Raw genomic sequence first — 23,895 nt, forward strand, 5'->3', positions numbered from 1 at the left:
GAGAGAGTATGGTAGAAATAAGTAGTAATTTCTTATTTACTGCTTTCGTATTGTATTTAGTTGCAACACTGTTCTTTGGAGGAGCGATTAAAGAAAAAGGGCGAAAGTGGGCAAACATCGGGATAACTATCACAATTTTAGGTTTTGCTGCTCAGTCAGTATATTTTGTTACGAGATGGATTGCATCAGGGCATGCACCGGTTAGTAATTTTTTTGAGTTCGGTACATTTTTCGGTATGATGATGGTCGGTGCGTTTATAATTATTTATTTTATGTATCGGACAAGTATACTTGGCCTATTTGCACTTCCGGTTGCTATTTTACTAATAGCCTATGCAAGTATGTTTCCAAGAGAAATTACACCGCTTATTCCATCATTAAAAAGTAACTGGCTCCATATTCATGTAACAACAGCAGCGGCTGGTCAAGCTATTTTATCGATTAGTTTTATAACAGGAGTTATATATTTATTGAAAAATGTGGATCAGTCCAAAAAAAGTAAGCAAACATTTTGGCTCGAAGCAGTTATTTTTTCGCTTGTTTGTGTAATTGGATTTATAGGGGCGACAACTGCTTTTTCAAGTGTAAAGTATGAAGCTAAGTTCCAATGGGTAAATAAAGATGAGCAGAAAGCTGAAATGGTATATAATTTACCAGCTTTAGTCGGTCCTCATGAAGGAAAGTTAATTACAGCTGAAAAATTTGAGCCTGTAATAAATACACCAGCTATTATCAATGCGAAAAAATTAAACACTGTCATTTGGTCAGTTTTTGTAGGAACGTTGCTTTATATTGTCCTAAGATTAATTTTACGAAAACGAGTTGCCGCAACTCTTCAACCAGCAGTGCAGAAAGTTGATAGTGATTTACTTGATGAAATCGGGTATCGCTCTGTTGCAATTGGATTCCCGGTCTTTACGCTAGGTGCTTTAATCTTTGCGATGATTTGGGCACAAATTGCATGGACGCGTTTTTGGGGCTGGGATCCGAAAGAAGTTTGGGCACTCATTACTTGGCTCTTTTATGCAGCGTTTTTACATTTACGTTTGTCTAAAGGGTGGCACGGTGAAAAGTCAGCGTGGCTGGCAGTAATTGGCTTTGCAATTATTATGTTTAACTTTGTCGTAGTGAATTTAGTGATCGCAGGTTTACATTCATATGCATAACAAAAGTTGAAGTTTAACGAATTCTATTGTGCAGTTCATTATTGCGGTATAAAATAGGAAGGTGACTGTCACTTTCCTATTTTAATTTTGTTCATTTCTTTTCTTTTTTGAGAAAAACATGACAAAGTATAGAGGGATTTTGTAAAATAATGTCGAGACAAAATGTATTGTTCAGGTAAAATACATATTTTTGGAAAAACTATGAACAAATTTTGTTATTTATGTGAAACATAATGCGAAGGTGAACTTTCAATCGTGAAAAGGCTAGTCTGTGAGAAGTTATTTCGTTCTAATGGGAAAGTAGGATTTCGACTTTACTAATAAGCGTGGTATAACTGTTAGCATGCGCCAAATGGATTTCATTCATTCTCATAAGGAAAGTTTCGCTTTATTGAAGAAAGGTAGGTGTGAACCGTTGTAACATGCATATGTACAGCGGATAGCCATGGGAAATGAACTAAAGGTTTTAATTGTAGATGATGAAGATCGTATCCGTCGTTTATTAAAAATGTATTTAGAGAGAGAGCAGTACATCATTGATGAAGCCGACAATGGAGAAACGGCTTTAGAAAAAGCATTGCAAAATGATTATGATCTTATCCTTTTAGACATTATGATGCCTGGAATGGATGGTATTGAAGTTTGTAAAGGGATTCGTGAGAAAAAGGCAACACCAATTATTATGCTAACGGCAAAAGGAGAAGAAATAAATCGAGTGCAAGGATTCGAAGTTGGAACAGACGATTATATCGTAAAACCGTTTAGCCCACGTGAAGTTGTGTTGCGTGTAAAAGCTGTGCTACGTCGTTCCGTTACAACAACATTCTTTACGCAAGATACAACAACAAAGGATGTTACTGTATTCCCGCACTTAACAATTGATAATGATGCACATCGTGTAACAGCAGATGGAGAAGAAGTGAATTTAACACCAAAAGAATATGAATTATTACTATTTTTAGCGAAGGCACCTGATAAAGTGTTTGACCGTGAACAATTATTAAAAGAAGTATGGCAGTATGAATTTTTCGGTGATTTACGCACGGTTGATACGCATGTAAAGCGTTTGCGTGAGAAATTAAGCAAAAAATCAGCAAATGCAGCGAAAATGATTGTAACAGTATGGGGTGTTGGTTACAAGTTTGAGGTTGTGAACGATTGATGCTTTGGAAAAGTGTTGTTGGGAAGTTATGGATGACAATTTTACTCCTCGTTTCATTCGTCCTAGGCTTTGTCGCTATTTTACTTTCTCAGTTTTTCGACAATTATTATGTGACGATGGGAGAAACAAGGCTGACAAATGTTGCAACGAGCGTTTCTGAATTAATAGAAGAGGGGGCGGATGAGAAGACGATAGAACATATCGCATATAAATTCGCTGACCCTCTTTCGCGGATTATTATTGTTAAAGAGGATGATAAAGTATCTGCATCTCCGGCTCAACGAGGATTGGTAACATTAACATTAGATGATTTAAAACATGATAAAGAGTTACAAGCTGTATTTACAGAACGTAAAAAGGTCCAAAAAATAAAAAGCGTCCCAGATGAAAAAAACAAGAAAAATCATGAAAATGATATGATGATTGTCGGTGTTCCGTTAAAGTCATCAAAAGATGGTGCTGTTTTTGTATATCAATCGTTACAAGTACCAAAACAGGGAATAGAAAAATCGACAGATTTTATCTTTTTATCTGCGGGAATTGCAATTATTTTAACAACATTCTTTGCGTTTTTCTTATCAACTCGAATTACAGCACCACTTCGTAAAATGCGTGAAGTCGCTTTTGAAGTAGCGCGCGGAAAATTTGATGCGAAGGTACCGATGGTTTCGCAAGATGAAATCGGTGAATTGGCAACAGCTTTAAATCAAATGGGGAAACAATTGAAGTTTAATATGAATGCCCTGCAACAAGAAAAAGAACAGCTTTCAGGTATTTTAAGTAGTATGGCCGATGGTGTTATTACGCTAAATCAAGAAGGAGAAGTTGTAGTAATTAATCCGCCAGCAGAGCGTTTCTTACAAGTATGGCATGAAGAAAAAGAGATAGAGTTAAGTGTAAGTTTACCATCTGAGCTTGTTGAACTGTTTCATTTAGTTGTAGAAAGTGAACAAGAGCAAGTTGTGGAAATAAATTTAGAAAAAGGTAATTATGTTGTACTGATGACCCCGCTATACAATCAGACAAAGATTCGCGGAGCTGTTGCAGTACTTCGTGATATGACAGAAGAGCGCCGACTTGAAAAAATGCGGAAAGATTTTATTGCAAACGTATCGCATGAATTACGTACACCAATGGTTATGCTGCAAGGATATAGTGAAGCAATTTTAGATGATATTGTTCAAACGAAAGAAGAAGTGCATGAATTTGTGCAAATCATTTATGATGAATCTGTACGATTAGGGCGTCTTGTAAATGAATTATTAGATCTAGCTCGAATGGAGAGCGGTCATGTAGAATTACATATATCTGAGGTAGATGTCGTTCCGTTTGTTGAAAAGATTGCACGGAAATTTCAAGGGATAGCGAAGGAAAAAGAAGTACAATTATTAGTTGATTATCGAACTTCTATAGAGCAGCATTCTTTTGATCCTGATCGAATGGAACAAGTGTTAACAAATTTAATTGATAATGCGATTAGGCATACAAATACTGGCGGTAAAGTATCGCTTATTATTGATGAGAAAAGTAACGGAATTGTATTCGAAGTATCAGATTCTGGAGTTGGTATTCCAGAAGAGGATATTCCGTTCTTATTTGAGCGCTTTTATAAAGCAGATAAAGCCCGTACACGCGGAAAAACAGGTGGTACAGGTTTAGGGCTTGCGATTGCAAAAAACATTGTGCGCGGACATGAGGGTAAAATAACAGTGTCGAGTGTAGTAGGTGAAGGTACAACATTCTCTGTATATTTACCATCAGACATATGATGAAAAGCTTATCTTTTTGATAAGCTTTTTTCATAAAATAAAACCGTGAGCAGCGCGGTCTGTATTCTTTAATGAGCATCAATTGGATTTTTCGGGGTTGTCTATTTTCTCTATATATTGGTTAGCGACAGAAGTGTTTGTATAGGAAAAATACATAAGAGTAGGGGGAAAAGTATGAAGCTCTATACAAAAACAGGAGATAAGGGCACAACAAGTATTATTGGAGGACGCGTAGATAAAGATGATTTGCGTGTCGAGGCGTACGGAACACTTGATGAAGCGAATTCATTTATTGGGCATGCGATGACACTATTGCAAGGTGAGTTGTTTCAAGATATTTACCTGGAACTTGAAAAAATTCAGCATGAGTTGTTTGATTGCGGCGGCGATTTAGCGATTGTACAGAAAAAAATTCCGTATAAAGTAACAGAGGATATCATTACTTTTCTAGAGAAAAGGATTGATGTATATGTAAAAGAAGCACCGCCGCTAGAACGCTTTATTTTACCAGGAGGAAGTGAAGGAGCAGCAATTATTCATATCGCTCGTACTGTTACAAGAAGAGCAGAACGATGCATCGTTTCTTTAAAGAAACAAGATGAGATAAATGAACATGTTTTGCAATACGTAAATCGATTATCGGATTATTTATTTGCGGTTGCAAGGATTGTGAATGCTCGTTCTCACGTGAATGATGTAGAATATAAAAGAAGCGCAATTGTATTTCGGGATAAGGAAGAAAAGAAAGAGGAATAGACTCTTTCTTTTTTTTGTATACTTTTTTCTATAAATAACCAAAATAGAGAAAGTGTAATGGTTATTTAGAAAACGGAGGATTTACAATGAGAGTTTTAAAGGTAATATTGTTTTTCTTTTGTATCTTTTTTATAGGACAAGCAGAAGGTGCTGCTGAGGAAAAACAGTGGAAGTGGCCAGTGGAGGGAAGAATTAGCGATTATTTTGGAACGAGAAATGGAAAGCATTTTGGTATTGATATTGCTGCACCAACAGGAACTTCAATTGCAGCCATGCAAGGTGGTATTGTAACAAGATCTTATTTTTCTGATAGTTATGGTCATGTTATATTTATTAAACATAGAGATTATGAAGCGGTATATGCACATATGAATAAACGGCTTGTGAAAGAAGGAGAAGAGATTTTGCAAGGGCAAATAATTGGACAAGTAGGGAATACTGGACAATCTAATGGTGCGCATTTACATTTAGAAATTCATAAAGGGGCTTGGACGATAGCAAAAACAAATGCGATTAATCCCTTGCAAATACTTGGGGAAAAACAAAATACAGTAGTATCTGCTTCTGTATATGTTGTGCAAAAGGATGATACACTAGTGAGTATTGCTAGAAAGTTTGGGACAACTGTTGAAGAATTGAAAGTAAAAAATCGTCTACAAAAAGATATCATTTATCCATCACAAAAATTACATATCAATTGAAAAAAGAGCTAGTAAGCCTAGCTCTTTTGTTTGTTACCAAAAAATAAAGAGACAAATAAATCCAGCAATTGCTAAATAGCTATAATAATAAAATACTTTCGCTCTTGTTTTCTCTTCTGTTCTAAATAGGACAATAGTAGGTTCGATAAGGCCGATAACAAAACAAAGTAGACCGAGCAACATACAGCCGAGGGACAGTGAATACAAAGCGACTCGGAAGACTTGAAATGGAACGATAACTTTTAATATAAACGCAATTAGTGCGGTATAGCAAATTGTTCCAATATACATATTTAATGTTGTATTCGAGCGATAACCAGGCAGTTTCTTTAAAAATGATCTAGAAACAATCTCCATTTCTAAAGATGTATAAGTTTGAATGATTTTTTCAGCTTTCTTTCCTTGGTGAAACAAAGAAAGAATCCAATTTCGTTCTCCTTGAAAGACGAATTGGGTTTTTGTTAAATAATGATCGATTTTCACTTTTCTCCAGCTTTTCCATGGGTGTCGTTCGCAAAGTTTTAGCTTACTGTCTGAGTGTTTATCATATTGGTATATACTAATCCCGTGTTTATCAAAGGCAGCATAATATGTATCTCCTGAGAATTTTCCTGAATCAACAGGACAATAGAACAGTAATTCTTTTTTTAAATAAAAATATTCTTTGCGAAGATTTTTTTTCATAATTTCTCGTATTGATTGTTTTTTTTCTTTACGCATGACATTTCCTCCACTGTAAGAAAATGCTGTTTTCTTAACAATATCATATCTTATCACTTTCGCATATGAATGGCTAGAGAATTACTAACAAAAAGAGAGAGACACGAAAAAAGTGTTCTTTTTTGTCATATTATTTACAAATCGTTAAAATGTCATGCAATTATGAAGGCTTGATTAGATAGAGTTTATAAAATAAAAAGACAAAGAATTTTAATTCTTTTTCGCCGAGCAAGTATATCTGAATATGCTGTCGTATGTAATGATGAAAACAAAATGAGAAAGCGAATGCGAGTTATCTTTTGTTCTACGTATAAGCAAAATCTGCTATGCAATGTGAATGAAAAAGAAGCATTTTGATTCACATTGTTCTAAAGTTGTTGTATAATGATGAGGAAAATAGAATATCGGTCTATCTTCGGGGCAGGGTGAAAATCCCGACCGGCGGTGATGAACGCATGTATTTGTTCTAAGCCCGCGAGCCGTTAAGGCAGGATTTGGTGCGATTCCAAAGCCGACAGTACAGTCTGGATGGGAGAAGATGGAGGTTCAACGTTCAAAAAAGATAAGTATTTGAACGTCTATTTGATGTGCCTTAAATTTCTCCCTTTGCGTTTCGAATGCAAAGGGTTTTTTCATGCTAGAATATTTGGGCATAGCAGAACCTTTCCACATTCCATGAGATGATCGATGGAAAAGGAGAGAGAAATATGAAACAACAGAAGAGTGTAGTAAAAATGATGAGCATTGCGATGCTTTCTAGCATTGCGTATTTGCTAATGATGCTGGATTTTCCATTTCCAGGATTACCACCGTTTTTGAAAATTGATTTTAGTGATGTCCCAGCATTAATTGTAGCTATTATTTTTGGACCACTTTCAGGTGTAATTGTAGAGGCGATAAAAAACGTACTGTATTATGGTATCCAAGGAAGTTTAACAGGAGTGCCAGTAGGGGAAGTGGCGAATTTTATAGCGGGATGTCTCTTTATTCTTCCAGCATCTATGTTGTTCCGTAAACATCGTACAATTAAAAGTTTAACAACTGGATTGATGTTAGGAGCAATTTGTATGACTCTTATTATGAGTGTACTAAATTATTTCATCATTTTACCAGCCTACACTTGGTTCTTAGGTCAACCTGCTATGTCTAGCGGTGCAATGCGTCAAATGATTGTGGCGGCAATTTTACCATTTAATTTAATTAAAGGAATTATCGTAACAATTGTTTTTGTTCCTTTATTTTCTCGATTAAAAGTATGGGTGTTTGCGAAAATGAAAAATGCGTAAATAGAAGATTTGGCATCAGTGGATATTTTTCTGCTGATGCCTTTTTATCTTGTAAAAGTCTGACTGCTAAGAGGTTTCCATTCGTTTAGAAGGGGAATTTTTTTTTAGTAAAAAATAACCCTCATTATTTGAGGGTTATTTTTGGAGACTATTCAAATTTTAATGCGTCGCCGTCGAATGCTTCGTCTGCCACTTTAATAGAATCTGTTGGGCAACCTTCAAATGCATCCATCATATCATCAACTAATACATCTGGAATTTCAACGATACCTTGGTTGTCGTCTAATGTTACGAATGCAATACCTTCATCATCGTAATCATAAATATCTGGTGCAGCTGCTCCGCAAGCTCCACATGCAATGCAAGTATCTTTATCAACAATTGTATATTTTGCCATCTTTAAATTACCTCCTCGAGAATATGTATAAAAACACTGATAAAAATTCTAATCTTATTGTAAAACGGTTTTTATAACTTTTCAATACAAAGTTATAATGATAATTCTTATCAATTAAAAATGTCAACTAATTTCTTCAATCGTTCATGATATTTTAAAAATATCTAAATAAGATGCATTTTGTTACAATGGAAATAGAAGTAGAGTGAAAGGATGGAAGCGTCATTGCAGCTACAATATACTGTACTATACTGTTTAAAGCAATTAAAAGGTGAACGGACAGTTTCTTCCATTTATCACCTTTTAAAAGGAAAGCGTTCTTCGCAAACGTTTCAGGATGGGAATATGTTTCATCTTTCCTTTTTATTTGGTGTATATAAATCTATAAGACGTCATGATTATGATAAACAGATTGAAACATTATTAAACGCACAACTTATTACATGTGTTCATGAAAATACTTACATTTTATCTGAAGTAGGAGAAAAACAATTAAATGAATGGAGGGGAAAATTTTATTTCCCGAAACATTTACATGGTCTTCAATATGGTGAACTTGGAGAGAATTTTTGGAAAAGACTATCCTTAATTATACAAACTGTCTCAAATTTACAGCAGCAAAATGTGAAATTTATTCCGATTCAGCAAGATACAGAAATTACGAGATGGGTCAAACAATTTATTACGAGCTCTTCTTTTTCAAGAGAATATTTAGCGGAACAGTTATATAAAGAAATCCATTTCATATTAATGAATGTGACTCCTATAGAAGCAAATAGTTTTGTGTACCGTCTAACGGGATATCATCGTATTGGTTATACAACGGAGCAGCTTGGAGATATGATGAAACAAGATGAACATCGCGTATATCTTTTATTTTGGGGAACAATTCATTTCATCATTCAACATGTGCAACATCATAAGCAACAGTTTCCATTGCTAACACAAATTATTGCGTATCCAAATGAAAAAGCAGATCTATTAAGTATATCCACACAAAAAACGTATCAATTATGGAAACAAGGAAGAAGTATGGATGAAATTGCGCGGATTAGAAAATTGAAAGTTGCAACAATTGAAGATCATATTGTAGAAATTGCATTACGTGAGAAAGAATTTCAGGTGGAGCAATTTATAGAAAAAGAAAAAATGAAGCAAATACAGAATGTGATTGAGAAGTTACAAACACGGAAGCTGCGAATATTAAAACAAGCTGCTGGAGAGCATGTTTCCTATTTTGAAATTCGTCTTGTATTAGCGCGAGTAGGGGGATGACATGAGACTTGAAGATGTTTTATATCAGTGGTTTGGATACCGAACATTTCGATCTGGACAAAAGGAAGTCGTTGCAGATTTATTAAAGGGAAACTCTGTTGTCGCGATGCTGCCAACAGGGGGCGGAAAATCGCTTTGTTATCAGTTGCCAGGGCTTGTACAAGATGGAACGGTACTAATTGTGTCACCATTATTGTCTTTAATGGAAGATCAAGTTACACAATTAAAATATATAGTGAAAAATCAAGTTATTGCTCTGAATAGCTTTCGAACAATAATAGAAAAAAAAGAAGCGATGCGACGATTGCATTCTTATAAATTTGTATTTGTATCTCCTGAAATGTTGCAATCAGATGTACTGCTAAAAGAACTAAGAAAAATTCATATCTCTTTATTTGTTGTGGACGAAGCGCATTGTATTTCACAATGGGGATATGATTTTCGAACAGATTATAAAAAGCTAGATCAAGTTATTGCATCCATAGGTTCCCCCCCAGTTCTTGCTTTAACAGCCACAGCTACGAAAGAAGTATTACAAGATATTATTGAAAGCTTACATTTGAAAGATGTGAAGCAACATTTATATTCGATTGATCGCCCTAATATCGCTATGAAAATCGAGTTTGTCCAAACGATTCAAGAGAAAAAAGAGGCATTATTATCTTACGTGAAATATCTACAAGGACCTGGGATCATTTATTGTTCAAGTAGGGCTTGGACTGAGCGTCTTGCAGCGTATTTAAGGGATGAGGGCATTAATGATGTTGCATATTATCACGGTGGAATGGAACATGAAGAGCGGATGTTAATTCAGCAACAATTTATGAATGATCAACTGCAACTTGTTGTCTGTACAAGTGCATTTGGAATGGGTGTGAATAAGCAAAATACACGATATATTATTCATTTCCATTATCCAATTAATATAGAATCTTATTTACAAGAAATTGGACGAGCGGGTCGTGATGGAGAACCGAGCATTGCTATTTTATTATGTAGCCCGCTTGATCATGATTTGCCGCTCACCATTATTGAAGAAGAATTACCAAATGAACAACAAATTCGGTTTTTATTTTCCTTATTACGTGAAACAACGTTACAAAAAAAAGTGTTATCGTTAGAAGATGTAGAAGAAATTTGCTATAATGCAGCAGGATTGAATGAACAATACTGGAGATTTATTCGCTATCATTTTGAAAAGATGAAAATCATACAGCATAGGCAATTGATGATTGAATCCTTGTCTGATGAAGCTGAGCAGAAATTAATTACAGAAGTGAGAACGCGACTTTATAATAAATATGGTCAATTAGAAATGATGAAAGAATGGATAAGGCGAACAGATTGCAAAAGAGAGGAAATCCTTTCGAAATTTGGATATATAAAGGAAATACAGCCGGAAAATTGTTGTAATCATTGCGGAATTCATATGGAAGATTATAAAAAAAAGCAAGCGAGACAATCTGTTTTCGAATATAATTGGGAAGCGGAGTTACAATTGCTTTTCGGATTTAGAGGGAAGGAATGATGGATATACGCAAGAAAAGTATTGAAGACATGAGCCCAAAAGAAATCAGACTGAATTTATATATTACACAAGCAATTGTTATATGTGTGGGAATACTATTAGCGTATACATTTTTTCCGAGTATGGATACATTTTTGAATTTATGGTACTGGGACTTTTCATCTGTTTTTTTTATAGGTGGAGGAGTAGCTTGTATTATTGTTCTGTTGGATCATATTGCAATGTATCTTTTTCCTGAATCGTGGTTTGATGACGGTGGGATTAATGATCGTATGTTTCAAGGAATGTCTGTGTTGCAAATATTGGCTGTTACTCTTTTGATCGGAACAGCAGAAGAATTTCTATTTCGTGGTGTGATACAAACGTACTTTGGCCTAATTTTTGCAAGTGTAGTATTTGCTGTTTTACATATTCGCTACATTACTAAGCCATTTTTATTTGGTTTTGTGTTGTTAATTAGCATTGTATTTGGTTTTGTGTTTCAATATACAGGGAATTTAGTAATTACAATTTTTGCGCATTTTTTAGTCGATTTCATAATGGGATTACAATTAAGAAATCAAATGATAGATGGTGGTGACCGAGATGACGACAAGGCCGACAACAGAGTTTGAAGAGAGTTTGAATGAGTCAACGCAAACAGAAGAGGGTTTACCGCCACGTAGTGAAGTTCATAAAGACAAAAAAAATAAAAAATCAAAATTTAAAATAAAGCACTTTTTTGTTCGGATTTTAACAGTATTATTTATCCTTCTCCCTATTGGGGTTTTATGGTATACCGAGCGTTACGTTGTAGAGAAAAACAAAGAATCTGAGGCTAATTCTGAACAAAGTCCATTTGAAGTTATTTTTTTTGATTCAAAAAAGAAAACAAATCATGAATCAAAATCATCCTCATCAGAGGCATTTCAGTTTCATACAGTGAAAGAAGGAGAGACTTTGGAAGAGGTTGCAAAGAAATATTTTCCGAACGAAGATGGAATAGCAATTATAAAGAAATATAATGAGATAGCAGAAGGATTGAAACCAGGGCAGGTATTGAAAATTCCGAAGAAGACAGGGGCAGAAAAGAAGAAATAAAGAGAAATTTTCATCCTGTTATTCGCTGATGGTAAGCCCCTATCTAAAGTTTGTGAGAAATTTGAAGAAGATAGCCGGGGGATAACTGCTGGTGTGTATCAATCTTATTACAAATAAGTAATTTGATGAAGAAAACCTTCTACTGATCGTAGAAGGTTTTTCTTCAAGATGTGTTATGATGTGATTATATAAATTCATTTTAATTTTTCGACATATAATTTGCTTCTATGCAGAGTACAGCATGACCTGTACTTGATTGTTTTCTTTGTTTGAAACCTCGAATGTGGCAGGAAAAGGCCCTGACAGCTTCTATGCACGGCCAGATGCTCTCGTCCTTCACTAAAAGAAAGGGGTTTTTATGTCGTTTTTTAACTTGTATATATAGATAGATTCTGTTAAGAAGAAAGATGGGGAAAGTGTATGACTTGGGTCGTGTTAGGTTGTTTCATTGTATGTATTGTAATGGTTTGTTTTATGATGATGTATAGAGAAGCGATACGTAATACATTGCTAGAGCACACCATATTATTTGCAGATTTTCCAATAAGTTTTGGGGAAGTTCGAATTTTCTTTATTTCAGATATTCACAAAAGAACGGTATCTCAATCTTTAATACAGAAAGTAAAAGGAAAAGTAGACCTTGTTATTATAGGTGGGGATTTAGCTGAACGAGGAGTACCTCTATCACGAGTAGCTGAAAATATTAAACGGTTAAATGAAATAGGACAAGTATATTTTGTTTGGGGAAATAACGATTATGAAATTAATTTTCACGAATTAGATGCGTTACTTCTTCAAAATGGCGTGAAAATTTTAGATAATACAGGGACGTTATTTGAATCGGATCTTGGAGAGAAAATATGGCTACTAGGTGTCGATGATGTAGGTTTGAAGCGTGATCGATTAGATTTAGCGTTAGCGGATTGTAAAGAAGAGGGCTTTCGCATCCTTGTGAGCCACAACCCTGATATTTTATATAAATTAAATGGAATGGAACGTATTTCCTGTATATTAAGTGGTCATACGCACGGCGGACAAATTCGGCTGTTTCATGCTACACGTTTTTTGAAAGGTGGAATTTATGGATATCCACATACGACTTTGTTTGTAAGTAATGGTTATGGAACAACATTTGTACCATTACGGTTTCGAGCTCCTGCACAAACGCATTTAATTACCTTACGAAGAAAAGATTGACGCTGCTTTTAAGGTGGGAAGAAATATGCCAAATTCAACTGGAAAATATAATATTAAAGCTATTTCCAATATGCTCGGTATACATCCGGGAACATTGCGAGCTTGGGAAAGACGATATCGAATCATTACACCGAAACGTAATGATGCTGGACATCGCTTATATACGGAAGAACATGTTCAAATTTTCAAATGGCTTATTAATAAACTGAATCAAGGATTTACCATTGGACAAGCAGTAAGTTTATTAGAAAATGATCAATTAAGAAATCACAATTTATCAGAAAAAGAATATAATAAAGTAGAACTTTTAGTAGACGATATCTTGTATTCTTTGTTAAAATTTGATGAAAAACAAGCTCTTGAATTATTGGATGAAGCGTTTAGTATTTTTTCTATAGATAAAGTGGTTACAGAGGTATTCACAAAATTATTGTTCAAGCTAAGAGAGAAACGCTTGAATGAAAAAAACACAAGCGTAGAGGAACAATATGCAGTATCTCTTTTACGATCACGTGTGGGAGCGATTTACCATAGTATACCCACCAATGCAGGAACATCAAAGGTACTTTCTATATGTGCTCCAGGAGAAGTAGATGAACTCGAATTATTTATTTTTACAACATATTTACGCCGAAAAGGTTATCCAACAATCTATATTGGGACAGGCATAGAGGAAGCTGGTATTCATGATGTAATTACACGAGTAAACCCTAAATTTTTGTTTATTTCTTGTACAATGCAAGAAAATATAATGGGAAGTGTTCAGCTTGCAAAGAGATTACGTGAGCAATATAAGAATCTTACTATCGGACTTGCCGGTGTTGCCTTTAGGTTTGCTTCTAATGAAGAAAAGGAAGAGATTCATAACTTGTTTGTTGGGGATACGAAAGAAGAGTGGAATGAATGGTTAAAAATGTTAGAATAGTTGTTCGGAAAGAACCATCTATTTTCTGTTTCATATAATAAAAATTAGATGCAACGGTTGCGTAAGGAGGTTACGGGATGAGGCTGGAACGTTTAAATTATAATAAAATAAAGATCTTTCTGACGTTCGATGATTTGTCAGAACGTGGGCTTACGAAGGAAGATTTATGGAAAAATGCTCCTAAAGTTCAACAGTTATTTCGAGATATGATGCTAGAAGCTAATAAAGAGCTCGGCTTTGAAGCTGATGGTCCAATTGCAGTAGAAGTGTTTTCATTGCAAGCGCAAGGGATGGTTGTTATTGTCACAAAAGAAAATCAAGAGTTAGATACGGAAGAAGAATTCCAAGATGAATACATTGAAATGCAAGTTACTCTTGATGAGAGTGAGCATATATTATACGAATTTAATTCGTTAGACGATATGATTGCATTAGCTGGTCGTTTATATAGTCTTGGAATAATAGGTGGAAAGCTTTATGGATGGCAAGATCGTTTTTATTTATGGATAGAAGAGGAAACGGCTACGTTATTAAAAGAAGATATGATTGCTATTTTGGCGGAGTTTGGTAACTCCTCCACAATTACAATTTATCGAATGATGGAATATGGAAAAGAACTGATGGCAAATGATGCAATTAAACAAATCTACAATTACTTTATCGCAAAAGAAAACCTCAGCTAAGTAATTTAGTTGAGGTTTTCTATATATAAAATATTTAAACATTATATTATATAAAAAATGTTAACTTTTTAATCATTTTGCTTTTCTAGAAATAACAAAAATACTATAATGATATTGAAAACGTTTGCAAAGTAAAAAAAGGTTTGTATACTTTTGTTAGCGTTTTCTCTTGCATTCCTATTTTAAGAGTGTATACTAAGCAATGAAGGTTTACTAAACAAGTGAAATTACAGGGGGTTTACTTACTATGGTAGCCGAAAAGGGAGCTCAAACACAAACACAACAAAGAGAACAACATTTTGAACTGTTGAATTCGACGCAAATTGTTATTAAAGAAGCCTTAGAAAAATTGGGTTATCCAAACGAGGTATATGAATTACTTAAAGAACCAATTCGTATGATGACAGTGAAGATTCCGGTTCGTATGGATGATGGGACTGTTAAAATATTTACAGGATATCGTGCTCAGCATAATGATGCTGTTGGTCCAACAAAGGGTGGTATTCGCTTCCATCCGAATGTAACGGAAAATGAAGTAAAAGCACTTTCAATTTGGATGAGCTTAAAATGTGGTATCGTTGATTTACCATACGGTGGTGGTAAAGGTGGTATCGTTTGTGACCCACGTGAAATGTCTTTCCGTGAGTTAGAAAGATTAAGCCGTGGCTATGTAAGAGCAATTAGTCAAATTGTAGGGCCAACAAAAGATATTCCAGCTCCAGACGTATTTACAAATTCACAAATTATGGCATGGATGATGGATGAATATAGCCGTATTGACGAATTTAATTCACCTGGATTTATTACAGGGAAACCACTTGTATTAGGTGGATCTCATGGCCGTGAAACAGCGACTGCAAAAGGTGTAACAATTTGTATTCGTGAAGCAGCGAAAAAACGTAATATCGATATTAAAGGTGCACGTGTTGTTGTACAAGGATTCGGAAATGCAGGTAGCTTCTTAGCGAAGTTTATGCACGATGCGGGAGCGAAAGTAATTGCGATTTCGGATGCTTACGGTGCCCTTCATGATCCAAATGGTTTAGATATTGATTATTTATTAGACCGTCGTGATAGCTTTGGTACAGTAACAAAATTATTCAATAATACAATTTCAAATAAAGAATTATTAGAATTAGATTGTGATATTTTAGTACCAGCTGCGATTGAAAATCAAATTACAGAAGAAAATGCAGCGAATATTAAAGCGAAAATTGTTGTAGAAGCAGCAAACGGTCCTACAACATTAGAAGCAACAAGAATTTTAACAGAGCGAGGCATTTTACTTGTTCCAGACGTATTAGCAAGTGCTGGTGGCGTAACAGTTTCTTACTTTGAGTGGGTACAGAACAACCAAGGTTACTATTGGACTGAAGAAGAAGTAGAGGCTCGTTTAGAAAAAGTAATGGTAAGCTCGTTTGATTCTATTTACGAAACATCGCAAGTTCGTAAAGTGGATATGCGTTTAGCAGCTTATATGGTTGGTGTTCGTAAAATGGCAGAAGCAAGTCGCTTCAGAGGCTGGGTATAAGCCAACTATCGATTATGAAAACCGCAATTTCCTTAAAGGAAGTTGCGGTTTTTTGTCGTATTTAGATTGTGAGATTAAGTGGGGTTTCCATTCGTATTTCTACTGATGGTAAGTTGGAGGAATATATATGTATATAAGTTAAAAAACTGCCATAAAAGCCCTTTCATGTTTATCCCGCATTAACGGGCAGTAATACTCCCGCCTCAAAATTCAGCGGAAGCAAAGAAGTTAGGCGGGAGATAAACTGCCCGTAAAAGCCCGATTGGTTCAACTAATAATCAGTGGGGGATGAAGAAAACCCCCACTGATTAAAGTTTCACTTTATAGGAGGACGAGAGTGTGAGCGGTCCACATGCTTGGTTTAAAACAAAGGGAGCAAGCTATTCTCTATAGCAGCGACTTATAAAGAAAAGCGGAGCCGACTGTTTAAGTCTGTTGGCTAAGGTTCTTTTATACCTTCTTGTGTGGAAGGTTCTTAGACATGAGGGCTTAGGAGGCAGAACTAGATAAAGGTGTCAAAGTATTAAAACAGATTTATATAGAAAAGTGCTGGGGGAAAGGGGAGAAACATGCAAATGGATTTAATGGAACAAGTGGTTGAATTAGAGAAGCGAATTATGAATTTAGAAAAGAAGCTAGAGAGAAAACAAATGGAAACAATATCGCCTATTCGGCTGTTTTGGGAGGCACTTGCTTCGCTGTTGTTCGGAGTAGTTATTATCGGTCCACTTATTACAGGTGTATACGCATTAGTTGTATTACTTATGAGTTACATGAATTAGTAAAAAATAGAAAAGAACACTTGTTCTAACAGAACGTTTGTGCTATACTCTCCTTAGATAGAAAAACGGAAATAAAGTGAAAGTTCCATAGTGATCAGTTTATTCGGGATTCATTGGTGGAAAGCATTCGCTAATAATAAAGGGGAGATTGTAATGAAAACGACTGCAGAACAACGTTTTATGATGCCAACACATGTAATGGAGCGAGTTGAAAATTTACGTAAAAAGAACGTGAAAGAGTATTCCTTCTTCCAGACAGTGAATCGTTTTTTTGGTTTAGAAACGAAGCAAGATGAAGTTTGGTTTTATGGTTTCTATACGTTGGCAGTAAGTGTGTTACTATTTATGGTATTTGTTTCGAATATGATGGATTTTCTGTTTTCGTGATAATGATTGTGATAGGGACACATCATCTGAATACATATAAGATTAGGTAGGTTATTCTATTAGAGCGGAGATGATGTGAATGGCGAAGTTTCCTATACAGCGAAATTACATTAAACATGGAAGCTCTCGGCCTGGTTTTCCACTTTCAAAAGTTCGTTTTATTGTCAGTCATGACACTGGGAATCCAGGTAGTAATGCGATTGGAAACCGAGACTATTTTAATGAAGTGCAACCGAAAGCTTCAGCTCATACATTTATTGATGATACAACCATACTCGAAATTATTCCAATCAATGAGGTAGCTTATCATGTTCGATATAACGTTCCAACAGATAATGATATATATGGTTACAATGCTAATAGCGCAGCGATTGGTGTTGAACTTTGCTACGGGGGAAATATAAATTTTTGGAATGCATATACACGTTTTACTTGGTATCATGCCTATTTGTGTCATAATTTTGGGTTAAATCCAAGGACAGATATTGTGTCACATAAAAAGCTTGATCCTGCTCGTAAGATTGATCCGGAACGTGTATTAACAAATCAAGGCATACCTTTTAAACAGTTTTTAGCGGACGTCTATCGCATGTACGTATCGTATAGATGACAAATATATGAAAAATGAATACAATATAGATAGGTGCCTACTGCTGAAAGTAGGTTTTTTCTTGTTTGCATTGTTTTTTGAATAGAGAGAGTAGAAGACTAGGAGTTGAACCTTACATGCAAAAGGAAACAGTAATTATCATCGGAGGCGGACCGTGCGGATTAGCGGCAGCGATTGCGATGCAAAATGTTGGGATTAATCCACTTGTGATTGAAAAAGGGAATATTGTTAATGCAATTTATAATTATCCAACACATCAAACGTTTTTTTCTTCTAGTGAAAAACTAGAAATTGGTGGAGTTGCTTTTATTACAGAAAACCGTAAGCCTGTTCGCAATCAAGCATTAGCGTATTACCGGGAAGTAGTAAAACGGAAACAAGTGCGTGTGAACGCGTTTGAACGCGTAGAAGAAGTGCGAAAAGAAGAAGATGCTTTCCTTGTTCAAACGTTAAAGAGTGACGGCAAGCAAGAGAAGTATAAGGCAAAATATGTTGTTATCGCAACTGGATATTATGATAACCCAAATTATATGAATGTTCCTGGAGAAGAGTTAGAAAAAGTAATGCATTATTTCAAAGAAGGGCATCCTTATTTTAATCGTGACGTTATCGTCATTGGAGGAAAGAATTCAAGCGTAGACGCGGCGTTAGAACTTGTAAAGTGCGGAGCACGTGTGACAGTTTTATATCGTGGTCACGTATATTCTCCAAGTATTAAACCGTGGATTTTACCAGAATTCGAAGCGTTAGTACGGCAAGGAACGATAAAAATGGAATTCGGTGCGCATGTAAAAGAAATTACAGAACATACAGTTACATATACAGTAGGAACCGAAGAATGTACGGTTTCAAATGATTTTGTCTTTGCTATGACAGGTTATCATCCGGACCATAGTTTCTTAACAAAAATGGGTGTGGAAATTGACTCTGAAACAGGAAGACCGCTGTATAACGAAGAAACGATGGAAACGAATGTGGAAGGAATTTATATTGCAGGTGTAATTGCCGCTGGTAATAACGCAAATGAAATTTTTATAGAAAATGGCCGGTTTCATGGGGTTGCAATTGCGCAACTCATTGCAAATCGAGAACAGAAAAGTTGATAATGGAACGGTAAGAAGTGAAAAACACCTTCGTCTAATTCTTTAACTTACGAATTAGACGAAGGTGTTTTTGTTACAATTAAATTTTAATGTTTAAACATGGCTTGAATTTCTGTTTGTTCTTTTGTTACTTCTTGTGCAACGAGTAGCTTAATACGAGCCTTTTGAGCATTTAGACCGTATGTGAAGATAACGCCCATATTTTTCAATTGTTTGCCGCCGCCCTCGTAAGAATATACATCTTGGACAATCCCGTTAAAACAGCGAGAAACAAGAACAACCGGAATATCTTTATCTATCAAACGTTGCAGAGCAGCAAGTGTACGTGGTGGTAAATTTCCTTGTCCAAGTGCTTCGATAATGATTCCGTCAACTGGCAATTGCTCGATTGCAGCCAATAATGTCTCATCCATACCAGCATATGCTTTTAAGATGACAACATTTTTTGTAATTTGTGTAACAGCATATTTTTCATAATGCACTAATGCGTGATGGAAGACAACACCGCGCTTTGTTACCATTCCAATTGGTCCATACTGTGGACTTTGGAATGTCGCTACATTACTTGTATGTGTTTTTGTCACATTCGTTGCACAGTGAATTTCATCATTTAATACGACAAGAACGCCTTTTCCTTTTGCCTCTTCACTACTCGCAACTTTTACTGCTGACAAAAAGTTATATAAACCATCTGCTCCTAGCTCATTACTTGAGCGCATTGCTCCTGTAACGACAATTGGAACATCGGCTTGTACAGTTAAATCTAGAAAATAAGCTGTTTCTTCTAGTGTGTCTGTTCCATGTGTAATAACAACACCTTGTATGTTATCGTTTTTAACCTTCTCGTCAATCATGACTTGCAATTGCAGCATTTCATTTGGTGTCATGTGAGGAGATGGAAGATGAAAGACATCTTCAACAATTAAATCGATATCTTCTTCTAAATTTGGAATGAATTTTAAAAGTGGATTTTGTGCGCCTGGTTGAACAACTCCAGTTTCTTTATCTTCCTCCATCGCAATTGTCCCACCTGTGTGTAAAACAAGAATTTTTTTCAATGCCTTTACCCCTCTCCAATCAATGCAAATACATAAAAACCATAACACGATTTGATCGGATTCGACAATGGGAAAAGTATAAAATTTCTAAGTGATAATCACAATGAAAATAAAGTGAAACTTTAATCAGTGGGGCTTCATCCTGCCCGCAAGGGTTATCCGCAATAAAACTTTAAGGCGAGAGTTTTACAGCTTGTTAGAACGGAATCATAAGAGAAAGGTGATGTCGTTTTTTGAAAACAATGGAGAAAATTTTAATTTGGCTACTTATTGGACAATGTGTTTGTTTATGTATTGTTCAATTGTTGTTAACACAAGAACATATAGCGAAAAATATATCAAAAGTTGTCTATTATGAAGGAGTTACAAAAGGGGTTATAACAAATATTTTAGAGGTAAATCAGTAGTTTTTATCATTTGCTTCTAAGAAAGAGTGTGCTACAATGGTTTAGGACTTGAAACGGGGTAAAGTGAAACGGTTATTTGAAGAAAAAGATGATCGTTAATGGAACCAATCGGATTTTTACTTCCTGTTAATGTGAAATGAAACAATGATGAGAGAAGCAGGGAATACCTGCTTTTCCTTCTGTTCTTATAAGTGAAAAATGGGGTGTTACAATGGAGAAACGAATTTCAATTGCAATTGATGGCCCGGCAGCTGCAGGGAAAAGTACGGTTGCTAAAATTATTGCTAAAAAATTGTCTTATGTTTATATTGATACGGGTGCGATGTATCGTACTGTAACATATGCGGCATTAGAGCAAGGTATTGATATTGAAAGTGAAGAAAAATTAATGGGAATCGTTAAGGGTATAGACATTTCGTTTCAGCATGGAGACAATGCACAACTTGTCTTTTTGAACGGAAAAGATGTATCAGAAGTGATTCGCACACCAGAAGTAACAAATCGCGTATCGATTGTGGCAAGACATCGCCTCGTGCGAGAAGAAATGGTCCGTCGTCAGCAGGCTTTATCGGAAAAAGGCGGCGTTGTTATGGATGGTCGTGATATTGGGACGCATGTATTACCGAATGCGGAAGTGAAGATCTTTATGTTAGCTTCTGTTGAAGAGCGAGCAGAAAGAAGACATTTAGAAAACGCACAAAAAGGATTCCCTTCTAATTTAGAGCAACTAAAAGAAGAAATTGCGCTTCGTGATAAATTAGATTCTGAACGTGAAGTGTCTCCATTAAAGAAAGCTGAGGATGCAATTGAGTTAGATACAACGTCTTTAGCTATTGAAGAAGTAGTCCAAAAGATTATGGATATTGTATCAGCAACGTTCGTAAAATAAAGGAAGGGGTTAAACTCTCTTCCTTTATTTTTGTTTCTGTCTAGTAATAAGGAGACAATTTCCTTGACAAATTCATCGATTTGTTAGAAGTTAGTAAAAGAGGGTATTTTCTAAATATTTTACATACATGCAAATGGAAGCCATTGTTTCCATTTCGTATATACATAAAGATGCTTTGCCATTTCAGTAGGGAGGTATTTCCATGGTAGAAAAAATGAATGAAGAAGTTGTAAACACAAAGGCATTACAAGTAGGTGATATTGTTACAGGTACAGTAACAAAGGTTGAAGATAAGCAAGTATTTGTAAATGTTGGGTACAAAACTGATGGTGTTATTCCAATTAGTGAATTGGCGAATGTTCATATTGAAAAAGCAAGCGATGTTGTAGAAGTAGAACAAACTCTTGAATTGAAAGTAATTAAATTAGAAGATGATGATTTAGTGTTGTCTAAACGTGCAGTAGATGCAGAAAAAGCATGGGAAGTATTGCAAGGACAATTTACATCGGGTGAAGTCTTTGATGTAACAATTAAAGATATCGTTAACGGAGGCCTAGTTGTTGACCTTGGTGTTCGTGGCTTTATTCCAGCTTCACTTGTAGAGATGCATTATGTAGAAGATTTTACTGATTATAAAGGAAAAACATTGGCAGTAAAAATTGTAGAATTAGATCGCGAGAAAAATCGTGTGATTCTTTCTCATAAGGCAGTTGTAGAGAAAGAGCTAGACATGAAGAAAAAAGAAGCGGTTTCTTCGTTACAAGCAGGCGATGTTGTAGAGGGAAAGGTTCAACGTTTAACTGACTTCGGGGCATTTGTAAATGTTGGCGGTGTAGACGGCTTAGTTCATATTTCTCAAATTTCTCATGATCGTGTAGAACAACCATCTGATGTATTAACAGAGGGGCAAACTGTAAAAGTAAAAGTGCTATCTGTTGATGCTGATACGCAGCGTATTTCTTTATCTATGAAAGCGGTACAACCAGGTCCATGGTCGAATGTTTCAAACCAAGTAAAAGTAGGTGATCTACTAGATGGGAAAGTAAAACGTCTTGTTACTTTCGGAGCATTCGTTGAGATTTTTCCTGGCGTAGAAGGACTTGTTCACGTTTCACAAATCGCAAACCGTCATGTAAAAAATCCGAATGAGGTATTAAGCATTGGACAAGATGTGAAAGTGAAAGTATTAGAAATTCATTCAGAAGAAAAACGTATTTCTTTAAGTATAAAAGAAGCGCTTGAGGAAAATAATGTAACAGAAGATTATAGTAAATATGAACCAACTTCTGATTCTGCAACATTCCAATTAGGTGATATTATTGGAGAGAAGCTAAAAAATTTAAAGAAATAATGAGGGGTTTGTGTGGTAAGAGCAAAGCGTAAATTAGAACATATTGAGTATGCTCTTTCTACTGGACAGTCTCGTACGCATGGCTTTTGTGACGTTGCTTTTGTTCATCAAAGCTTACCGAATATCAGTTATGAAAGTATATCATTTCAAACAGAAATCGGCGAACTTGCTTTAAGTTCGCCGATTTTTATCAATGCGATGACTGGTGGTGGCGGAGAGCACACATTACATATTAATGAACAACTAGCAAAAGCTGCACAGCAGTATCAGCTTGCAATGGCTGTCGGTTCACAAATGGCGGCGTTAAAAGATGCTAATGAAGCAGCGTCTTTTAAAATCGTGAGAAAAGTGAATCCGAATGGAATTGTTATTGCAAACTTAGGCAATGAAGCAACAGTAGAACAAGCGAAACGAGCTGTTGATATGATTGAAGCAAGTGCATTACAAATTCATTTGAATGTCATTCAAGAATTGACAATGCCAGAAGGCGATCGTGATTTTACGGGTTCATTAAAAAGAATCGAACAAATTGTCAAACATTCTTCTGTTCCTGTTATAGTAAAAGAAGTTGGTTTTGGTATGAGTAAAGAGGCCGCGGAAGAGTTAGCCAGTGTTGGAGTTTCTATTATAGATATTGGTGGATATGGCGGTACAAACTTTGCAGCGGTTGAAAATGAAAGAAGACAGCGAGTACTTTCCTTTTTCAATGAATGGGGCATTTCGACTGCTTCCTCTTTAATTGAAGTATCCTCTACAAAAAAACCTCTGTCTATTATTGCATCAGGTGGTATTCAAACAGCACTTGATGTTGCGAAAGCATTAGCATTAGGAGCGTCAGCAACTGCATTTGCTGGTCATTTTTTACGAATTTTGATGCAAGAAGGTATAGAGAAACTAATTGAAGAAATTGAATTACTACATACAGATTTGCAGTTTATCATGACAGCGCTTGGAGTACGAACAATCGCTGAACTTAGGCAAGTACCAGTTGTTGTTAAAGGTGATACATACCATTGGCTTAACGAGCGCGGGATTGATACAACAACATATAGTAGGCGTTAAATAAAATGCATCTTAGGAGACCTTTTGATAAAGTGAAACTTTAATCAGTGGGGGGTTTTCTTCATCCCCC

Annotated in this window: 25 protein-coding genes and 1 riboswitch; of the genes, 22 read left to right on the forward strand and 3 right to left on the reverse strand. The window is 35.6% G+C overall.

From position 1 onward, the window contains the following. The first annotated feature begins 8 nt into the window (after positions 1-8). From ccsB to BM211_RS03820, 5 genes are all read left to right on the forward strand, one after another. Positions 9-1,166, forward strand: coding sequence for a c-type cytochrome biogenesis protein CcsB (gene ccsB / locus BM211_RS03800; RefSeq protein WP_035435143.1), 1,158 nt, complete (start codon positions 9-11; stop codon positions 1,164-1,166). 445 nt (positions 1,167-1,611) lie between these two features. Next, positions 1,612-2,328 carry a response regulator transcription factor gene (locus BM211_RS03805; RefSeq protein ID WP_035435142.1) on the forward strand — a complete coding sequence of 239 codons (717 nt, stop codon included), beginning with the start codon at positions 1,612-1,614 and terminating at the stop codon, positions 2,326-2,328. A gap of 32 nt (positions 2,329-2,360) precedes the next feature. After that, positions 2,361-4,097, forward strand: a complete 1,737-nt coding sequence (locus tag BM211_RS03810) for an ATP-binding protein (RefSeq protein ID WP_035435639.1) — start codon at positions 2,361-2,363, stop codon at positions 4,095-4,097. Between the two features lie 174 nt (positions 4,098-4,271). Then, a complete protein-coding gene (locus tag BM211_RS03815) occupies positions 4,272-4,853 on the forward strand; it encodes a cob(I)yrinic acid a,c-diamide adenosyltransferase (protein ID WP_035435140.1) in 582 nt (193 codons plus the stop codon). An 86-nt stretch (positions 4,854-4,939) separates the two neighbouring features. Next, complete coding sequence (locus BM211_RS03820) at positions 4,940-5,554, forward strand: peptidoglycan DD-metalloendopeptidase family protein (RefSeq protein WP_090995192.1); 615 nt, start codon at positions 4,940-4,942, stop codon at positions 5,552-5,554. Positions 5,555-5,587: 33 nt separating this feature from the next. Here BM211_RS03820 and BM211_RS03825 read toward each other — a convergent pair whose 3' ends face one another. Next, positions 5,588-6,274 (reverse strand): hypothetical protein, encoded by a 687-nt coding sequence (locus BM211_RS03825; RefSeq protein ID WP_090995195.1) that lies wholly within the window; start codon positions 6,272-6,274, stop codon positions 5,588-5,590. A gap of 407 nt (positions 6,275-6,681) precedes the next feature. Further along, a riboswitch (FMN riboswitch) is annotated at positions 6,682-6,818 on the forward strand. A 163-nt stretch (positions 6,819-6,981) separates the two neighbouring features. On the opposite strand from BM211_RS03825, the gene BM211_RS03830 reads away from it, so the two are divergent. Beyond that, complete coding sequence (locus BM211_RS03830) at positions 6,982-7,560, forward strand: ECF transporter S component (protein ID WP_035435132.1); 579 nt, start codon at positions 6,982-6,984, stop codon at positions 7,558-7,560. Positions 7,561-7,708: 148 nt separating this feature from the next. Here BM211_RS03830 and BM211_RS03835 read toward each other — a convergent pair whose 3' ends face one another. Further along, positions 7,709-7,957 carry a ferredoxin gene (locus BM211_RS03835; protein WP_035435130.1) on the reverse strand — a complete coding sequence of 83 codons (249 nt, stop codon included), beginning with the start codon at positions 7,955-7,957 and terminating at the stop codon, positions 7,709-7,711. Positions 7,958-8,182: 225 nt separating this feature from the next. Here BM211_RS03835 and BM211_RS03840 point away from each other — a divergent pair, with 225 nt between their 5' ends. The 12 genes from BM211_RS03840 to BM211_RS03895 all read left to right on the forward strand — a co-directional run bounded on the left by BM211_RS03840 (position 8,183) and on the right by BM211_RS03895 (position 19,058). Continuing rightward, complete coding sequence (locus tag BM211_RS03840; RefSeq protein WP_090995318.1) at positions 8,183-9,232, forward strand: YpbB family protein; 1,050 nt, start codon at positions 8,183-8,185, stop codon at positions 9,230-9,232. Between the two features lies 1 nt (position 9,233). Next, complete coding sequence (locus BM211_RS03845; protein WP_035435128.1) at positions 9,234-10,760, forward strand: RecQ family ATP-dependent DNA helicase; 1,527 nt, start codon at positions 9,234-9,236, stop codon at positions 10,758-10,760. Next, on the forward strand, positions 10,760-11,374 hold the full coding sequence (locus tag BM211_RS03850; RefSeq protein WP_090995198.1) for a CPBP family intramembrane glutamic endopeptidase: 615 nt from the start codon (positions 10,760-10,762) through the stop codon (positions 11,372-11,374). Before BM211_RS03845 ends, BM211_RS03850 begins: the two co-directional genes overlap by 1 nt. Next, entirely contained in the window at positions 11,346-11,840 is a 495-nt protein-coding gene (locus BM211_RS03855; protein ID WP_090995202.1) for a LysM peptidoglycan-binding domain-containing protein, read from the forward strand. The genes BM211_RS03850 and BM211_RS03855 overlap by 29 nt, the downstream gene beginning before the upstream one ends. 420 nt (positions 11,841-12,260) lie before the next feature. Further along, entirely contained in the window at positions 12,261-13,037 is a 777-nt protein-coding gene (locus BM211_RS03860; protein ID WP_090995205.1) for a metallophosphoesterase, read from the forward strand. 25 nt (positions 13,038-13,062) lie between these two features. Further along, positions 13,063-13,962, forward strand: a complete 900-nt coding sequence (locus tag BM211_RS03865; protein WP_090995210.1) for a MerR family transcriptional regulator — start codon at positions 13,063-13,065, stop codon at positions 13,960-13,962. Positions 13,963-14,039: 77 nt separating this feature from the next. Next, a complete protein-coding gene (locus BM211_RS03870; RefSeq protein WP_090995214.1) occupies positions 14,040-14,645 on the forward strand; it encodes a genetic competence negative regulator in 606 nt (201 codons plus the stop codon). A gap of 247 nt (positions 14,646-14,892) precedes the next feature. Then, on the forward strand, positions 14,893-16,176 hold the full coding sequence (gene gudB, locus BM211_RS03875; protein WP_035435117.1) for an NAD-specific glutamate dehydrogenase: 1,284 nt from the start codon (positions 14,893-14,895) through the stop codon (positions 16,174-16,176). Between the two features lie 569 nt (positions 16,177-16,745). Further along, on the forward strand, positions 16,746-16,958 hold the full coding sequence (locus tag BM211_RS03880; protein WP_035435115.1) for a hypothetical protein: 213 nt from the start codon (positions 16,746-16,748) through the stop codon (positions 16,956-16,958). 153 nt (positions 16,959-17,111) lie between these two features. Next, positions 17,112-17,345 carry a DUF3961 domain-containing protein gene (locus BM211_RS03885; protein ID WP_090995217.1) on the forward strand — a complete coding sequence of 78 codons (234 nt, stop codon included), beginning with the start codon at positions 17,112-17,114 and terminating at the stop codon, positions 17,343-17,345. A gap of 79 nt (positions 17,346-17,424) precedes the next feature. Continuing rightward, positions 17,425-17,955, forward strand: a complete 531-nt coding sequence (locus BM211_RS03890) for a peptidoglycan recognition protein family protein (RefSeq protein ID WP_035435111.1) — start codon at positions 17,425-17,427, stop codon at positions 17,953-17,955. 116 nt (positions 17,956-18,071) lie between these two features. Next, positions 18,072-19,058 (forward strand): YpdA family putative bacillithiol disulfide reductase, encoded by a 987-nt coding sequence (locus tag BM211_RS03895; RefSeq protein WP_035435109.1) that lies wholly within the window; start codon positions 18,072-18,074, stop codon positions 19,056-19,058. Positions 19,059-19,144: 86 nt separating this feature from the next. On the opposite strand, the gene BM211_RS03900 is transcribed toward BM211_RS03895, so the two are convergent. Further along, on the reverse strand, positions 19,145-20,116 hold the full coding sequence (locus BM211_RS03900; protein WP_081904926.1) for an asparaginase: 972 nt from the start codon (positions 20,114-20,116) through the stop codon (positions 19,145-19,147). Between the two features lie 233 nt (positions 20,117-20,349). On the opposite strand from BM211_RS03900, the gene BM211_RS26335 reads away from it, so the two are divergent. From BM211_RS26335 to fni, 4 genes are all read left to right on the forward strand, one after another. Beyond that, positions 20,350-20,523, forward strand: a complete 174-nt coding sequence (locus tag BM211_RS26335) for a DUF5359 family protein (RefSeq protein WP_090995221.1) — start codon at positions 20,350-20,352, stop codon at positions 20,521-20,523. A gap of 211 nt (positions 20,524-20,734) precedes the next feature. Continuing rightward, the gene (cmk, locus tag BM211_RS03910; protein WP_035435107.1) at positions 20,735-21,412 is read left to right on the forward strand and encodes a (d)CMP kinase; all 678 of its coding nucleotides are present in this window, start codon (positions 20,735-20,737) and stop codon (positions 21,410-21,412) included. Positions 21,413-21,614: 202 nt separating this feature from the next. Next, a complete protein-coding gene (gene rpsA, locus BM211_RS03915) occupies positions 21,615-22,763 on the forward strand; it encodes a 30S ribosomal protein S1 (RefSeq protein WP_035435105.1) in 1,149 nt (382 codons plus the stop codon). Between the two features lie 12 nt (positions 22,764-22,775). Continuing rightward, positions 22,776-23,825, forward strand: a complete 1,050-nt coding sequence (fni, locus tag BM211_RS03920) for a type 2 isopentenyl-diphosphate Delta-isomerase (RefSeq protein WP_035435103.1) — start codon at positions 22,776-22,778, stop codon at positions 23,823-23,825. The last annotated feature ends 70 nt before the right edge of the window (positions 23,826-23,895 follow it).

The organism is Bacillus sp. 491mf (genome assembly GCF_900112415.1).
GTDB lineage: Bacteria > Bacillota > Bacilli > Bacillales > Bacillaceae_G > Bacillus_A.

Excerpts from the sequence above, each read along its gene's own strand:
- BM211_RS03815 (WP_035435140.1), top strand. The coding sequence starts at position 4,272 with ATGAAGCTCTATACAAAAACAGGAGATAAGGGCACAACAAGTATTATT.
- BM211_RS03805 (WP_035435142.1), top strand. The coding sequence starts at position 1,612 with ATGGGAAATGAACTAAAGGTTTTAATTGTAGATGATGAAGATCGTATC.
- ccsB (WP_035435143.1), top strand. The coding sequence starts at position 9 with ATGGTAGAAATAAGTAGTAATTTCTTATTTACTGCTTTCGTATTGTAT.
- BM211_RS03845 (WP_035435128.1), top strand. The coding sequence starts at position 9,234 with ATGAGACTTGAAGATGTTTTATATCAGTGGTTTGGATACCGAACATTT.
- BM211_RS03895 (WP_035435109.1), top strand. The coding sequence starts at position 18,072 with ATGCAAAAGGAAACAGTAATTATCATCGGAGGCGGACCGTGCGGATTA.
- BM211_RS03885 (WP_090995217.1), top strand. The coding sequence starts at position 17,112 with ATGAAAACGACTGCAGAACAACGTTTTATGATGCCAACACATGTAATG.
- BM211_RS03850 (WP_090995198.1), top strand. The coding sequence starts at position 10,760 with ATGGATATACGCAAGAAAAGTATTGAAGACATGAGCCCAAAAGAAATC.
- BM211_RS03835 (WP_035435130.1), bottom strand. The coding sequence starts at position 7,957 with ATGGCAAAATATACAATTGTTGATAAAGATACTTGCATTGCATGTGGA.
- BM211_RS03890 (WP_035435111.1), top strand. The coding sequence starts at position 17,425 with ATGGCGAAGTTTCCTATACAGCGAAATTACATTAAACATGGAAGCTCT.
- BM211_RS03830 (WP_035435132.1), top strand. The coding sequence starts at position 6,982 with ATGAAACAACAGAAGAGTGTAGTAAAAATGATGAGCATTGCGATGCTT.
- BM211_RS03855 (WP_090995202.1), top strand. The coding sequence starts at position 11,346 with ATGACGACAAGGCCGACAACAGAGTTTGAAGAGAGTTTGAATGAGTCA.
- BM211_RS03825 (WP_090995195.1), bottom strand. The coding sequence starts at position 6,274 with ATGCGTAAAGAAAAAAAACAATCAATACGAGAAATTATGAAAAAAAAT.
- BM211_RS03880 (WP_035435115.1), top strand. The coding sequence starts at position 16,746 with ATGCAAATGGATTTAATGGAACAAGTGGTTGAATTAGAGAAGCGAATT.
- BM211_RS03860 (WP_090995205.1), top strand. The coding sequence starts at position 12,261 with ATGACTTGGGTCGTGTTAGGTTGTTTCATTGTATGTATTGTAATGGTT.
- BM211_RS03870 (WP_090995214.1), top strand. The coding sequence starts at position 14,040 with ATGAGGCTGGAACGTTTAAATTATAATAAAATAAAGATCTTTCTGACG.
- BM211_RS03820 (WP_090995192.1), top strand. The coding sequence starts at position 4,940 with ATGAGAGTTTTAAAGGTAATATTGTTTTTCTTTTGTATCTTTTTTATA.
- rpsA (WP_035435105.1), top strand. The coding sequence starts at position 21,615 with ATGGTAGAAAAAATGAATGAAGAAGTTGTAAACACAAAGGCATTACAA.
- BM211_RS03865 (WP_090995210.1), top strand. The coding sequence starts at position 13,063 with ATGCCAAATTCAACTGGAAAATATAATATTAAAGCTATTTCCAATATG.
- gudB (WP_035435117.1), top strand. The coding sequence starts at position 14,893 with ATGGTAGCCGAAAAGGGAGCTCAAACACAAACACAACAAAGAGAACAA.
- cmk (WP_035435107.1), top strand. The coding sequence starts at position 20,735 with ATGGAGAAACGAATTTCAATTGCAATTGATGGCCCGGCAGCTGCAGGG.
- BM211_RS03810 (WP_035435639.1), top strand. The coding sequence starts at position 2,361 with ATGACAATTTTACTCCTCGTTTCATTCGTCCTAGGCTTTGTCGCTATT.